The sequence below is a fragment of the Tunturiibacter empetritectus genome, from assembly GCF_013410875.1.
In the GTDB taxonomy this organism is placed as follows: domain Bacteria; phylum Acidobacteriota; class Terriglobia; order Terriglobales; family Acidobacteriaceae; genus Edaphobacter; species Edaphobacter empetritectus.
Map to the genome: position 1 here is coordinate 2,542,072 of NZ_JACCCU010000001.1, position 13,401 is coordinate 2,555,472.

Below are 13,401 nucleotides of genomic sequence, written 5' to 3' on the forward strand. Positions count from 1 at the left end.
CTCTAATGCTCCGCGAGCAATACATCCACATCCGCTTTGAAGTCCGCCTGCCTCACTGCTCCAACATAAGTCTTCGCCACACGCCCCTGCCGATCCACCAGTACCGTCGTAGGCACACCGACCATGCCATAAGCCATCTGCGATCCCGGTTCCGGCAATGCCACCGGATACGGCACGCCAAACTCCTCCACAAACTGCTTCACCTTCGCCGTTCCCCCTTCATCGACGGCCACTCCCACCACCGCCAGTCCCTGCGGCCCCAACTCCTGCGACAGTCGAATCAGCCCCGGTGTCTCCTCCCAGCACGGCCCGCACCAGCTTGCCCAGTAGTTCACCAGCACCACCTGCCCCCGATGTTCCGCCATCCTCCACGTGCCGCCGTCGAGCTGTGTCATCACCAGCGCCGGCATCGCCCTCCTGTCAGCCATCGGTGTCATCCCGCCCGACTGCCGGGTCGCGAAGTACCACGCCCCACTCACCACCGCAAACCCGATCAAGCCAACCCCATACCCTACCCACCTCGACCGCATCGTCAGCTCCCCGCCCCCCAACTCTTTCTTCCGCCACTCGAGCTATGTACAGTTGTCAGAGATGCTTCACACCAGCCAGAAGGGACCAACTCCCATCACTCCCACCCATCGCCGCTCCGCACTACTCAGAACGATAACCCTTCTGGCCTTATTCCTCACGGCAATTCCCGCCGTTCCCTACTCCGTCCAGACCCACCAGGAGCTCATCGATCTCGCCTGGAAGCAGTCCATCCGCCCGCTCCTGCTCAAAAAATTTCCTACCCTCACCGAAGCCCAGCTGCAGGAGGCACACGCCTACGCCTACGGCGGCAGCGCCATTCAGGACTTCGGCTACTACCCCTTCGGCAACGCCTTCTTCTCCGACCTCACCCACTATGTTCGCTCCGGCGACTTCGTTCTCTCTCTTCTCCATAACGCCCACACCCCCGACGAACTGGCCTTCGCCATCGGCTCGCTCTCCCACTACATCGGCGACAACCTGGGGCACAAATACGCCGTCAACCAGTCCGTTCCCGTCGAGTTCCCCAAGCTCGAACAGAGATACGGAGCCTCGGTCAACTACGCTCAGGATCCCCACGCCCACGTTCAGACCGAGTTCGCCTTCGACATCAACCAACTCAGCAAGAGGCGCTTCGCACCCTCCGCCTACACCCGCTTCGTCGGCCTCGAAGTCCCTATCGTCCTGCTTCGCAAAGCGTTTTTCGAGACCTACGGCCTTCGCCTTCCCGACATCATCGGCACCAAAGACACCTCCATCCGCGTCTATCGCTTCGCCGTCCGCCGCTTCCTTCCCGACATCGCCCGCGCCGAGACCATCCTTCACAAAAAGAACTTCCCCACCGACACCCCCAGTCCCGATCTCGACGCCTTGGCAACCGACCTCCGCCAGGCCTCGGCCGACAACAACTGGGAAGCCTACCGCAAAAAACCCGGCGTCCGCAGCCACCTCTTCGCAGGCTTCATCTACATCCTGCCCAAGGTCGGCTTCCTCAAGCTGCTCGCCATCAAAGGCCCCACCGAGCAGACCGAAGACCTCTACATCAAGAGCGTCAACCGCTCCATCAAGGCCATGCGCCTAGTCCTGACCAACTACGACACCATCGACCGTTACATCGCCAATCGCGATCTCGATACCGGCGACGTCGTTCGACCCGGCGGCTACCGCCTCACCGATAGGACTTACGCCGAGCTCCTCACAACCATCACCAAAAAGCCCGAAAACGTGGTCCCCTTCCAGCTCAAGCACGACCTCATCGCCTACTACGCCGACCCGAACTCTCCCATCGAGACAAAAAAAGATCCGAAGCAGTGGGCCCAGGTCCAGACCAATCTGCAAACCCTGGCCTCCATGAAGACCATCGGCGCCCTTGACCCCGTTCCCGATGGCATCCTCGATGCTGACTAGAGGTCAAGCATCCGCTTCTCCGCACAATGCAAGCCGCTTTACCTCTTCTATGCATCCAACCGACCATACAACCAGATCCGCAGGCAACTAGATTCACAGGAGAAGCGATGACGATCCTTCGCACCCACGCCCTTCGCACTCAGAACCTTCGCACGCACGCCCAACGCACTCACGCCTCGCGCACAGCCGCAGCCCTCAGCCTCATCCCGCTCCTGCTCCTCCCCGGCTGCAACAACACCGGCAAAGCCGCCGCCACACCCGCCAACTTCACCATCGGCATCAACAACCACTACCTCGACCATCCCGAGTGCCTGCTCACCGACACTCGCTTCCCCTTCGAGACCGGCGACGCCGCAACGACAAAACAGATGGATACCCTGGTCAAAAATCTTCTCCTCGAAAAATCCGTCGAGACCAGCATCCACGTCAGCCGCTACACCGTCGCCCCCGCCGGAACCCGCTACGCCCCGCGCTTCTGCTACGGCCATCGCGAGGTCACCAGCATCAACAGCTTCACGCCCGTAGCCGTCTCCAACGGCTTCAAAGAGACCACCATCACCTACAGCTACACCATGAAAGAAGTCCCCGTCTGGGCCGAGAGCCACGATGTACAAGCTGCCTTCCCCGCTATGGCTCGCGCCACCACCAGCCAGGCCACTGACACCATCACCCTTGCCCAATCCCCCGTAGGCTGGCAGGTCCCCGACTAACCCGACCAACGGGAGTGCCCAAGCACACACCGACCCACCGAGACAAGGTGTACCCGTCACGAAGTAACCGCCACGCGCTGTAGATCCGTCCGGCAGGACAAATCTCCCGCTACAATCCTCACCAGAGGATCCAATGTCGAAATCCCGCCGTGAATTCCTGACTCAAAGCACGCTCGCTGTACTCGCCTCCGCCTCCACCACCCTCGCGCAGACGCCCTCCACCCCCGCAACCCCCGGCGCGCCGCCCGCCTTCGGCACCTCACCCTCAGTCGGCCCAGAGGTCTCCCCCGCCACATTCGCCGAAGCTGAAAAGCTCGTCCAGGTCGCTCTCACTGAAAAAGACCGAGCTCAGGCCGCAGGCAATTGGCGCGCCGCGATGGCTCCTCTCTACGAACGCCGCACCGGCCCCCGCAAAGTAGCCATCCCCAACACCACCGCACCGTACTCCCTCATCAACTCAATCCTCCCCGGCCAGCCCACCCTCCCGCCAAAAAACGAATTCATCCGCACCACCTCCGACGCCCCACTCCCCACCACGGACGAAGCCATCGCCTTTGCCCCCGTCCGCCAACTCTCCCGCTGGATTGAAACCCGCAAGCTAACCAGCACACGCCTCACCGAGATCTACCTCGCACGTATCGAGCGCCTCAATCCGAAGATCAACTGCATCATCACCCTCACCCGAGACCACGCCCTAGCGCAAGCCAAAGCCGCCGACGCCGAAATCTCCTCCGGCCACTACCGCGGCCCGCTCCACGGCATCCCCTGGGGCGCAAAAGATCTCCTCGACACCGCCAACATCGCCACCACCTGGGGCGCAGAGCCATTCCAGCACCGCGTCCCCCCCGCAGACGCCACCGTCGCCGAACGACTTAACGCCGCAGGCGCAGTCCTCATCGCCAAGCTCTCCCTCGGCGCTCTCGCCCTCAACGATGTCTGGTTCGGCGGCCAGACCATGAATCCCTGGCTTCTCGAAGAGGGCTCCTCCGGCTCAAGCGCAGGTCCAGGCGCAGCCACCGCCGCAGGCCTCGTCGCCTTCGCCATCGGCTCTGAAACCGGAGGCAGCATCGTCTCGCCGTCTATGCGTTGCGGCGTCACCGGCCTGCGCCCCACCTACGGCCGCGTCCCGCGCACAGGAGCCATGACTCTCTGCTGGTCCCTCGACAAACTCGGCCCCATGGCACGCAGCGTCGAAGACACCATGCTCGTCCTCAACGCCATCACAGGCCCCGACGGCCATGACGTAGCCTGCGTCCTAAGCAAGCTCGACTTCGACGCAGAAGCCCCCGTAAAAAATCTAAAGGTTGGTTACTTCTCCCAGTGGATGAAGGAAGCCCCCGCCACCGACGTCGATCGCGCCGCCCTCGCCGCCATCTCTACGCTCGGCATGACGCCCGTCGAAGTCACCCTCCCTGATTGGCCCTACGACAACCTCGACCTCATCCTCTTCGCCGAAGCCGCCGCCGCCTTCGAAGAGATCACCCTCAACCACGCCGTCGACCAGCTCAAAGCCCAGGTCCCCGACGCCTGGCCCAACACCTTCCGCCAATCCCGCTTCCTCTCCGCGGTCGACTACGTCCAGGCCGACCGCCTTCGCCGCATGGTCGCCGTCGAGATGGCCCGCATCTTCGCCCCAGGCCCCAACGCTCCCGACCTCCTCCTCGTCCCCTCCCTCCGCGACGAGATCCTCACCATCACCAACTTCACCGGCCACCCCTCCCTCACCCTCCGCGCCGGCTTCGTCGAAGTCTCCGAGGCCCGCAGCGACTGGGCACCCGACCCAGCCAAGCCTCTGCCAAAGTTCAACCCACCGCGCCGCGTCCCCCACGGCGTCACCCTCATCGGCCGCCTCTTCGACGAGGGTACTATCGCCAGTGTCGGCTTGGCTCTGGAGCGTCACTTCAACGTAGCCAAAGAAACCCCACCTGGTTTTTAGCCTCCGGCCAACGGAAGGATCGGAATGGATCACGCTATTAAGACCGGTACACGAGTCATGAAGTGACCACGCACGCGCAGTGGGCCATCCGCGGCATCTCTGCCGCTAAACGAAGGCCGATGTGTACCCAGTTGGATACGGGCAAACAAAATAAACACTCTCGCCATGACAGGTACGGGATAACAATGCCGTATCGCGAAATGTGGGCCCTGGGGTGCAGATGCCATCAACCAACTACTTTGACGATCTATACGGAGTCACCGAGGAACGAGCTCTCAACTTCTGGGCGTCAAATCTCCACGAGTCGATAGGAAGTGAGCAGTGGTCCCAGATCAGCGACTCGACTGGCGTATATCTCGCAAGCGTCCTCGGTCACTTCTGCCTGCAGTCGGTCGATCGAGCCGAAGTTCTCTCCCCCGACTACAACCCCGGCGATCAAGAGTTCCGTCAGTTCGCGGACCTCACACAGATCGCCGAGCTCATGATGCGCCAGCTCACCAGCGCAAAGAATCCTCTCTGGATGGAGTCTGCCGGCGCGCACATTCTCCTTTATGCCGGCTTCTTTCAAAGCCAGAATAAGCACCGCCACAACATCAACTTCTACTCCACCATGGGCCGAGAGTGCTATCTCATGGCCGCTGTAGGCAAGCGGGCCGAGATGATGAAGCTGATGGCAACAGGCTTCGATCAATACCTGTGCCATCTCGCCAACCTCCATCAGCATCTGCGCGACAGCAGATATCTGATAAGAATGGATAACTAGATTCACCTCTCGTTTGCCGTTGTGTCCATCATTTACAGCACGAGTACGTCGCATAGCGGCGGCGCCTGATCTACATCCTTCTCTACCCTATTCAGACAGCTCAGACAGGAATGCGTGTACGTCGGTTGGTGACGCTGAAGATAGAGTCCACCGGCGCCCTCAAGGACTGGCAAAACGTTAAGCCGATCCACTCCAATCACTGGGGAGAACAGCCGATTCACCCCGCCGAATAAGCGCAGCCTCCCTAAGCCACAGAAGCTCCAGTTACCCCTGTCTCGCCCTTCAGACTCATCCCGTGAAACAATGGAACTCGCGCCTTTCGGCGAATCAGAGGTTTAGTTTGCTGCGATCTGCTTTTATTGCTCTCTCTCAAAACAAGTCTTTACGCTCATTCTCAGAGCGCTCCACAATGGGGAAGAAAATGTCGGGCCGCTTCGTCGCCGGCATGTCTGTGGAAGAGGCACTTGCTGCCTGCCAGCGCGTCAACAAAGAAGGCATCGCCGTTAGCCTCGACTCCCTCGGCGAATCCGTCACCACCGAAGCTGAAGCCCGCACCTCCGCCGACATCTACCACCAACTCCTCGATGCCATTCACACCCGCGGCCTCAACGCCAACGTTAGCGTGAAGCTTTCGCAGGTTGGTATGGACTTCGATCCCGCGCTTGCCGAGCGCATCGTGGGCGAGATGGTTGAGCACGCCGCCCACGTTCAATCTTTTGTCCGCATCGACATGGAAGGCTCACCCTATACCGAAGCCACCATCGCCATGACCGAGCGCCTCGCCGCCAAGTTTCCTGGTGCTGTTGGCACAGTTCTTCAGGCTTATCTCTTCCGCACTGAAGGTGACGCCGAGCGTTTGCTCAATGAAGGCATCCGCATCCGTCTCTGCAAGGGAGCCTACAAAGAAGGCCCAGAGATCGCCTTCCCTGCTAAATCTGACGTCGATTCGAACTACGTGAAACTCATGAGGCGCATGGTCACCTTCTCTAATCCCACGACTGGCAAGGGCGTCTTCTGCGGCATTGCAACTCATGACGAAGCGATCGTCGAGCAGATGCGAGCCTTTGTTCGGGAACACAATATCGACAAGTCGGCCTTCGAGTTTCAGATGCTCTACGGAATCCGCCGGGATCTCCAGCACCGTCTCACGGCTGAGGGCTTTGGCGTCCGCGTCTACCTCCCCTTTGGCCCGGAGTGGTATCCCTACTTCATGCGCCGCCTCGCCGAGCGCCCGGCTAACGTCATCTTCCTAGCCAAAAACTTCTTCAAAAACTAGCCTTGAAGAGCGGTTTTGTTTTGGGAAAAAGTTGAGCTGTGGTGAGACTCAGGATTTTGTTGTTTTGCTGGTGTTTTTGAGGGGGGTTTTGAAAAAAGTGGGTGGTTGGTGGTGGTTTTTTGCTGGTGTGAACGTGGTGGATGGGTGGTGAAACGTGGCGCGTTGCAGGCTGTTTTTCAACAGCGAAAAACACGCCACGTATTTGAACTTTATTTTCAGTTCAACGAAGCCGACTAGATTTTTACTTCAACGAAGCGGACTGAGCAGGGACCGGCTCGGCCAGCAGCTTCTCGACCAGTTCTGTCGTCTCCTTTACTAAGGCCTCGTGCGCGGGCGGATTCGCCGGGCCGGCAAAGCCTGCATGAACTTCCCTCACCCGCCCATCGCGTCCTAGAAAGAACGAGGTGGGCCAGCAGTTGAGGTTCACGCCCTGAGGGATCTTTTCATTCAACTGCTCGGTCTCTCCCGCCACCAAAACCGTGTAGGTAAGTCCATATTTTTCGATGAAGGCATGTAGCCGGGTCGGCTCTTTCAACTGATCGGCCTCTTCAAACGAGAGGTTCACTACCTCCAGTCCCTGGCTGTGAAACTGCTTGTAGAGGCTCTCCAGCATGGGCGCTTCGTCGTGGCAGTTGGGGCACCAGGACCCGCCGATCGCAACGATCACGACCTTGCCGTCGAACTGCGGATCGGTGTTGGAGACGAGCTTTCCAGTGAGGTCCGGGAAGCTGAAGGCAAAGCGCGCCGACGGGTCTTTGACCGTAGTCTGCTGGGTCGGATCGGTCATGCCGGGAAGGGCCGCCGCCCGCGCCTGTGCGGGTCTGCGAGCGGTAAGATTTTGCTGTTCGTTTACATCTGCCCGCAGTTTATTGGAGACCAGAAGGGTTCCGTCGGATTGCGGAGTGACGCTATAGAGCGCGGGGCCAGCGGCGGTGAAGTGCCCGATCAGGTACTCGTGTCCTGTCCAGCCTCCGTAGAGAGCACCGGTATCGCCGTCGATGCGCTGAATGACAGCCTTCACCTGGTCCGAGTGAGCTGAGGGCTCAATGCGAAGCTGCCAGGCCGACTCGCCCTTGGAGGACTTAACCTCCACCTCCCAATCCCCGGGGATGGCCGGGCCGTCCGGTTTGGCTTCGACGCCGGTTGAGCCATGGAGACTCAGAGTGACTGGATAGCGCGTAGCAGACGTGCCGAAGGTTCCCGTTAGATGGCTATCCGCTACTATCGCGTCGAGGGTCCGTGCGTAGTAGTTGAAGGTGATCAGCAGATGATTGCCGACAAAGCTGACGCTGGAGGCGGGGCTGCGGTCTGGACCGTTGAGCTCCGGGCCATTGAGCAGAGCGGCCTGAAGGTTTTTGCCACGGCCGGTAATCTCGAGGCGAAGGGGAACCTGCTGTCCGTGGACAGTGGCATCGCCCACCCAGGGACCAGCGATTGCACCTTGCTTCGAAGCCTGAGCAACGGTAGACAGAACGACCAGAACAAGACTGGCGAAGAGCTTCATGAAAGATCTCGATTCTTTCTTAGAATTATGGGAGGTGAAGACTCAATGGGAGTCTGCTTGATCAGCAGACTCGGAGCACGCGTGTCAGGCCAGCGGGGAGCGGCGACAACAACAGAAGCTGTACTGCATGTGCATCTTTATAAAGTAGGCCGAGCGGTGGCGACAGGTCAAGAGAGAGTTACGAAACTCTGTTTGGTAGCCATCTCACTACCGGTGCAACTTCCGAATTGACGAGATTCGTCCAGAATCCGAACACACCGTCTCTGAAATAGTGCTTGCCCTGAAGGCCAACTTTCGGTTTGCCCGTCATACGCCCGAACTTTCGACTGCGGATTTTGTTCGTGATAATCCATGTCGCGGGCTGTCGTTATTAAGATCAATTTTGCGCTTGACAGCCCTAAGATGACGTGCGTACTCTTTGCTTATGCGGTATTCCCAGGAACACAAAGCACGGAACCACGAGAACATTCTTTCCCTGGCCGCTCGCTCTTTCCGTGAGCACGGCGGTGACAGCAGCGGCATCGGGACTGTGATGAAGAAGGCAGGCCTGACGAAAGGGGGGTTCTACCGGCACTTTGAGAGCAAGGACGACCTGTTCGTCGAAGCGGTAGCCCGAGCATTCGACGAGATGGGAAGCGGCATGGATGTAATTGCGAGGTCCGCGCCCAAAGGCCACGCTCTGCGGGCAATGATCGAATACTATCTAAGCGCGCGCCATGCGAATTCTCCCGGAATGGGTTGTGTGATCTCCGCTCTCGGGCAGGAGTTCGCGCGAAAGCCTCTAGCCGTGCGAAAGCGGATTGAGGTCTTGCGAGAAGCGTACCGTGAGCGTCTACTGCCGTTTCTTCCTGGTCAGACGCGAGAAGAAAAGGTGACGAAGTTTCAACTTTTGTTCTCCAGTATGGCTGGGGTGCTGATTGTGGCCCGCATTACCTCTTCCCCCAAAAAGCGTGAGCAGCTGTTGATGGAGGCGAGGATTTTTTTTATAAAGTCCTTCGCTGAGTAGTATTTTTTTGTTCACAAAGAGTACTGTCGTACTCTTTACGCGAAGCGAAACCATAACCTGAATCGAAAGGATACCCGGTGAAACTAATGATCTCTCTTCTCATGGCAATGCTACCCATCGCATCTTTGGCGCAATCGCAGTCAGGAGCCTCCCAGGGGCTGCCCAGCGCGGCGATACCAAAAACTACAGCAGTACTGGTCATTCTGACTCCCAGGCAGGGCGTAACAGTTCAACAAATCATGGCAGTGATGCCGTCAGAGATTGAGGCAACCGTGAGGCTCTATCTCGATGGGAAGATCCGCGAGTGGTACTCCCGCGGCGATGGCCGAGGTGTCGTCTTTCTTCTCGACGCGAAGACCGAAGAGGAGGCACGAGCCACTATGGAAACGCTACCGCTCGCTAAGGAACACTTGATGGATGAACAGTACATTCCCCTTGGACCCTTGATGCCGCTCAGAATGTTGATAGGCCCTGGTGCGCAGCAGTAAGACTGCAGCAGTGAGGCTCTCTTCGCGTTAACTGCAGGAGAAAAACCGGAAACAGACGATCATGTCTCTCAAACCATGCGATAGGAGTTCTCAATGACGCCAGAAACCATCTTCGGAATCCATCTCGTTTTAGGTTATGTAGCGTGCTTGCTCTGCTTCAGGGTTTACTTCTGGCCTAGGCTGAGCTCAATGGACAGTTTCGCGGCGCAACGCGTCATCGCGACTATTCACAGCTTCCGCTTCTTCGGCCTGGTCTTTATTCTTCCGGGCGTAGTCGGACCCGATCTGCCTGCGAGCTTTGCGACCTTCGCAGCCTATGGTGATTTGGCTACCGGCGTGTTGGCGCTTCTCGCGCTTCTTGCAACAAGAGTCCGGCCGCTGTTCTGGACCTTAGCCGTCGCCTTCAATGCAGTGGGAACAGCTGATCTTGTTCTCAACTACTACCACGCGGTCCGGGCCGGCCTTCCCGCGATGGCGGGACAACTGGGAGCGATCTATGCGGTCCCGATCATCTACGTACCCGCGTTGATGATCACGCACATTGCGGCTTTCTATTTGCTGCTGCGCTCTCAACCCAAGGCGGCGATGGCCGGCGATGCGGTCGCATTTTAGGCCGGGATCAGCCGCATCGACTTCTTGTCGTGAGGAGATCATCGAAAAGTCGATGCGGTTCTCGACGAGAAGTACATCGTCGAGTCACTTAGTGAGCGTTGAAGGCACGTTGGAGCACACTCATTTTTTTGGATTCCCGCGAATTACGGGCAACTTGGAAGTTGCCCAAATCTTTCCAATAGCGGGTAGCCAAGGGCACTCTTGGGCCTCGCGCAAAGGAACCATATAGGTTCTGCCAAAGTTGTATGGATAGTTAACCTGTGCCAGCGCAGACTGTATCCACTATGGGGAGGGAGACCGTTCAGGAGATATCTCGGATCTGTTTGGACTTCGCGATCACCTCGCCGCAATCCTGATTGGCTTGATCGTTTACCTCCAGAGATAGCCTCTAGAAGCTGGGCCAAAAAGCAGACGGTGTCCCTCACCCATAGCCCCGCCACACGCCCGCAATAAAAAATAGCCGCCTCCGGGCGGCTATCTCTCTTTCTACAGCTTCGTAGAGATCAGGTGCGTTATTTTCCGTAGGTCGTGCCGTCGTTTGGCCGCCGGACCGGGAGATAGGGTTCGACAGCAAGGAGATTGGAGAGTGTACTGCGCTCCTGATCGGAGAACTGGCCACGAAAGCGATCCGAGTCGAGGATGGCCTGGCGTTGCGGTTGAGGCATCTCGCGGAGGTCGCGGAAGGCACGGGCGACCAGACGGCGGCGATCTTCCGGGAGGCCGCCGAGCTGCTGCATGGCGCCGCGAACCTGCTGGCGTTGCGGCAGGGTGAGACGCTCCATCGCTTCGGTGCGGTCAAGTATCCGCTGGCGCTGCTCGGGCGACATGTTATTGAGCTGCGTGAGGCGATCGCGCATACGTTGCTGGGTCGGCGGGGGCAGATCGCGGAAGCCGGGCTCGTTTTCCAGAGCGCGCTGCTGCTCCGGGAGGGTGAGGTTGCTGTGACGGTCCATCCACTGGGCCAGATGTTCCTGATTTCGATTCGGCTGAGGCCCCGGGGCAGGCCGCGACTGCGCGACGGGCGCGCGAAGTGCCACCCCAGCTCTACGCGCAGAGCCCGACTGAGCGAGGGCAGTCGTCATCGCGGAGGACAAGATAATCCCGGCAGAAGCTAGTCGAGCAAGAGTCCGAAACTGAAGGAGAGATGGCATGTTTTCAAAGGGTAAAGGAGATGCAGTTTCATAAGACTTTGTGTTTAGAGCAGCTTATCGCGTTCTCTCTCCTTTCCATCGGTTTTTCTCGTGACCGGACCTTCTCCGGATCTTCTTTCCAAAAGATTAGCTGCTGGGCTGGGCCGAAGAGTCGTCGGCGGGGGTGTCGTCCTGCAGGAGTTGATCCATGGTCTGCAGGGCCTGATCGTTCTTGTCGAGGATCTGCAGATCTTGAACCGCAGCGGAGGTTTCAGGGGCTGAGTGATGGAAGCCGGTGAGATCGGCAAAGGTTCCGCCACCCACCAGAAGGACGAGCGCAAGTCCACCAGCAAGCGCGGGACGAAGCTGGCGCCCTGTGTTGAAGAGCAGGCGAGATTTGAGCTTCTCAAACCAACTTGCGGGGGCGAGTGTCTGCTCTTCACGGAGGCGCACTGCCAGCTTTTGATCGAAGTAAGGCGATGGCTCCGGCGCCTTCCAGGTATCGAGCAGAGCGAAGGTCCCCTGCATAGACTTGAGCTCCTGGGCGCAGCCGGCGCACGAGTCGATATGGGCTTGCACCTCTTGACTCGCAGGCGAGGCCGGATCCAGAAGGAGCTCGACAATTGCGGATTGGCATTCTTTACAGATCATTGTGAACCTTTCCAATTTCTTTCCTGCAGCGCGTTCAATAAGGGCGCGTAAAAACCTCCAGCGAATTCCTAAACAAAAGCCTTCAACTTTTCGCGCAGCGTCTGGTAGGCGCGGAAGAGTAAAGACTTCGTGGCCGACTCGCTCAATTTGAGAACATCTCCAATTTGCTTGTAGTCCATACCTTCATACTTGTGCATGAGTACGGCCATGCGTTGCCGCTCGGGAAGCGCCATGACATGCTCGCGAATGGCGTTGAGACGCTCTTGCCTGAGGAGGTTGGCTTCGACATCTGGCGTGGAGTCTGCGACATCGGGCGTCGTCCCCGTCTCGGAGTCGGGCTCGTCGAGATAGATGGTGGAGGCGGTCCGTTCGTGCCGGGTGTCGCGGGCGTGGTTGACTCCCAGGTTGGTGGCGATCCGGTAGAGCCAGGTGCTGAACCGGGCTTCAGCGCGATAGGTCTCACGCGAACGGTAGACCCTGAGGAAGACCTCCTGCGCGAGCTCCTCTGCGACAGCCTGGTTGTGCACCATGCGATACATGAAGTGAATAATCGGCTTACGGTACTTCTGGATGAGAAAGTCGAACCCGGCCATGTTTCCGGCGCGGAGTTCGAGCATGATAGCGGCGTCATCCATCTGTCCAAAGTCGCCGGTGGCACGGTGTGTCTCTGCAACCGGAAGGTTTTCAAAGAGTCTCGGATTGATCGCCAGCGTAGCCATATCTTTGTCAACCCCGTCTTCCACGTGGGGTTGCGGCTGTTGCTCAAATTTCGTCGCAATCTCCTCGGAGCCATCCTGATCAAGGGGACCCTGTGGGTCTTGGGGGTCTTGGCGACGAAAGTTCGGAGAGGGAGCGGACATTCTGCTGGTCGATTGTACCGTTATCGAAAGCGCGGCCCAAGTATTCCCGTCAGTACCGACTGGCGGCTGGAATGTGGTTTTGGAGGGCGAGGAATGCTATTCTGTACAAAAGCTTGGGCGAACGGCTTGCACAGTCAGCCGAAGCCATTCCGGGCGCATAACTCAGCGGTAGAGTGCCACCTTCACACGGTGGAAGTCGTAGGTTCGAATCCTGCTGTGCCCACCAATAAAATCAATAACTTATATCGCAGTGCGCTGTTACTCAACGCAGCGTACGTCATATTTTACGGCATATCGCCCTGCCAGCCGCTATACATCATGACGCGCGCAGATGGCATCTAACTAATTGATTGCATTGATATTGCTGGGATTGCGCAGTGTTAGTTTCTCAACTCAGGATCACGCACGCATATTGCTATTAGCTGCCCATAGTTGCGTTGTGCAGATTCTGACCTGTCGGTGTCGTACGGCATATTTATTTGCCGTTTTTATGGACACACACGGTCAATAGCAATGAGTCTCGCCATACC

14 protein-coding genes and 1 tRNA gene are annotated in these 13,401 nt (G+C 58.4%); 10 read left to right on the top strand and 5 right to left on the bottom strand.

Translation table 11 applies throughout. The annotated features are described in order from the left end of the window. Positions 1-2: 2 nt before the first annotated feature. Complete coding sequence (locus tag HDF08_RS10735; protein ID WP_179638429.1) at positions 3-530, bottom strand: TlpA family protein disulfide reductase; 528 nt, start codon at positions 528-530, stop codon at positions 3-5. Positions 531-591: 61 nt separating this feature from the next. Here HDF08_RS10735 and HDF08_RS10740 point away from each other — a divergent pair, with 61 nt between their 5' ends. The 6 genes from HDF08_RS10740 to HDF08_RS10760 all read left to right on the top strand — a co-directional run bounded on the left by HDF08_RS10740 (position 592) and on the right by HDF08_RS10760 (position 6,620). Next, positions 592-1,935, top strand: coding sequence for a zinc dependent phospholipase C family protein (locus tag HDF08_RS10740; RefSeq protein ID WP_179638939.1), 1,344 nt, complete (start codon positions 592-594; stop codon positions 1,933-1,935). Positions 1,936-2,042: 107 nt separating this feature from the next. Beyond that, positions 2,043-2,645 (top strand): hypothetical protein, encoded by a 603-nt coding sequence (locus HDF08_RS10745; protein ID WP_179638431.1) that lies wholly within the window; start codon positions 2,043-2,045, stop codon positions 2,643-2,645. Positions 2,646-2,778: 133 nt separating this feature from the next. Continuing rightward, on the top strand, positions 2,779-4,581 hold the full coding sequence (locus tag HDF08_RS10750) for an amidase (RefSeq protein WP_179638433.1): 1,803 nt from the start codon (positions 2,779-2,781) through the stop codon (positions 4,579-4,581). Between the two features lie 220 nt (positions 4,582-4,801). Continuing rightward, positions 4,802-5,344 carry a hypothetical protein gene (locus HDF08_RS10755; protein WP_179638435.1) on the top strand — a complete coding sequence of 181 codons (543 nt, stop codon included), beginning with the start codon at positions 4,802-4,804 and terminating at the stop codon, positions 5,342-5,344. A gap of 110 nt (positions 5,345-5,454) precedes the next feature. Then, positions 5,455-5,577, top strand: a complete 123-nt coding sequence (locus tag HDF08_RS21665; RefSeq protein ID WP_257030961.1) for a hypothetical protein — start codon at positions 5,455-5,457, stop codon at positions 5,575-5,577. 107 nt (positions 5,578-5,684) lie between these two features. Beyond that, entirely contained in the window at positions 5,685-6,620 is a 936-nt protein-coding gene (locus HDF08_RS10760; protein ID WP_179638436.1) for a proline dehydrogenase family protein, read from the top strand. 241 nt (positions 6,621-6,861) lie between these two features. On the opposite strand, the gene HDF08_RS10765 is transcribed toward HDF08_RS10760, so the two are convergent. Beyond that, positions 6,862-8,124, bottom strand: a complete 1,263-nt coding sequence (locus HDF08_RS10765; RefSeq protein ID WP_179638438.1) for a peroxiredoxin family protein — start codon at positions 8,122-8,124, stop codon at positions 6,862-6,864. A gap of 424 nt (positions 8,125-8,548) precedes the next feature. Here HDF08_RS10765 and HDF08_RS10770 point away from each other — a divergent pair, with 424 nt between their 5' ends. The 3 genes from HDF08_RS10770 to HDF08_RS10780 all read left to right on the top strand — a co-directional run bounded on the left by HDF08_RS10770 (position 8,549) and on the right by HDF08_RS10780 (position 10,230). After that, positions 8,549-9,130 carry a TetR/AcrR family transcriptional regulator gene (locus tag HDF08_RS10770; protein WP_179638440.1) on the top strand — a complete coding sequence of 194 codons (582 nt, stop codon included), beginning with the start codon at positions 8,549-8,551 and terminating at the stop codon, positions 9,128-9,130. Between the two features lie 86 nt (positions 9,131-9,216). After that, on the top strand, positions 9,217-9,618 hold the full coding sequence (locus HDF08_RS10775) for a hypothetical protein (protein WP_218884546.1): 402 nt from the start codon (positions 9,217-9,219) through the stop codon (positions 9,616-9,618). A gap of 93 nt (positions 9,619-9,711) precedes the next feature. Next, positions 9,712-10,230: a hypothetical protein gene (locus HDF08_RS10780; protein WP_179638444.1), complete on the top strand. Its 519-nt coding sequence runs from the start codon at positions 9,712-9,714 to the stop codon at positions 10,228-10,230. 512 nt (positions 10,231-10,742) lie between these two features. Here the strand turns inward: HDF08_RS10780 and HDF08_RS10785 are convergent. The 3 genes from HDF08_RS10785 to HDF08_RS10795 all read right to left on the bottom strand — a co-directional run bounded on the left by HDF08_RS10785 (position 10,743) and on the right by HDF08_RS10795 (position 12,871). Further along, positions 10,743-11,381 (bottom strand): DUF3106 domain-containing protein, encoded by a 639-nt coding sequence (locus tag HDF08_RS10785; protein WP_179638446.1) that lies wholly within the window; start codon positions 11,379-11,381, stop codon positions 10,743-10,745. Between the two features lie 126 nt (positions 11,382-11,507). After that, a complete protein-coding gene (locus HDF08_RS10790; protein ID WP_257030963.1) occupies positions 11,508-11,888 on the bottom strand; it encodes a hypothetical protein in 381 nt (126 codons plus the stop codon). Positions 11,889-12,079: 191 nt separating this feature from the next. Further along, positions 12,080-12,871, bottom strand: coding sequence for an RNA polymerase sigma factor (locus HDF08_RS10795; RefSeq protein ID WP_257030964.1), 792 nt, complete (start codon positions 12,869-12,871; stop codon positions 12,080-12,082). Positions 12,872-13,022: 151 nt separating this feature from the next. Here HDF08_RS10795 and HDF08_RS10800 point away from each other — a divergent pair. Further along, positions 13,023-13,097, top strand: a tRNA-Val gene (locus HDF08_RS10800). Positions 13,098-13,401: the final 304 nt, after the last annotated feature.

Excerpts from the sequence above, each read along its gene's own strand:
- HDF08_RS10735 (WP_179638429.1), bottom strand. The coding sequence starts at position 530 with ATGCGGTCGAGGTGGGTAGGGTATGGGGTTGGCTTGATCGGGTTTGCG.
- HDF08_RS10740 (WP_179638939.1), top strand. The coding sequence starts at position 592 with ATGCTTCACACCAGCCAGAAGGGACCAACTCCCATCACTCCCACCCAT.
- HDF08_RS10745 (WP_179638431.1), top strand. The coding sequence starts at position 2,043 with ATGACGATCCTTCGCACCCACGCCCTTCGCACTCAGAACCTTCGCACG.
- HDF08_RS10750 (WP_179638433.1), top strand. The coding sequence starts at position 2,779 with ATGTCGAAATCCCGCCGTGAATTCCTGACTCAAAGCACGCTCGCTGTA.
- HDF08_RS10755 (WP_179638435.1), top strand. The coding sequence starts at position 4,802 with ATGCCATCAACCAACTACTTTGACGATCTATACGGAGTCACCGAGGAA.
- HDF08_RS21665 (WP_257030961.1), top strand. The coding sequence starts at position 5,455 with ATGCGTGTACGTCGGTTGGTGACGCTGAAGATAGAGTCCACCGGCGCC.
- HDF08_RS10765 (WP_179638438.1), bottom strand. The coding sequence starts at position 8,124 with ATGAAGCTCTTCGCCAGTCTTGTTCTGGTCGTTCTGTCTACCGTTGCT.
- HDF08_RS10770 (WP_179638440.1), top strand. The coding sequence starts at position 8,549 with ATGCGGTATTCCCAGGAACACAAAGCACGGAACCACGAGAACATTCTT.
- HDF08_RS10775 (WP_218884546.1), top strand. The coding sequence starts at position 9,217 with ATGATCTCTCTTCTCATGGCAATGCTACCCATCGCATCTTTGGCGCAA.
- HDF08_RS10780 (WP_179638444.1), top strand. The coding sequence starts at position 9,712 with ATGACGCCAGAAACCATCTTCGGAATCCATCTCGTTTTAGGTTATGTA.
- HDF08_RS10785 (WP_179638446.1), bottom strand. The coding sequence starts at position 11,381 with ATGCCATCTCTCCTTCAGTTTCGGACTCTTGCTCGACTAGCTTCTGCC.
- HDF08_RS10790 (WP_257030963.1), bottom strand. The coding sequence starts at position 11,888 with ATGCAGGGGACCTTCGCTCTGCTCGATACCTGGAAGGCGCCGGAGCCA.
- HDF08_RS10795 (WP_257030964.1), bottom strand. The coding sequence starts at position 12,871 with ATGTCCGCTCCCTCTCCGAACTTTCGTCGCCAAGACCCCCAAGACCCA.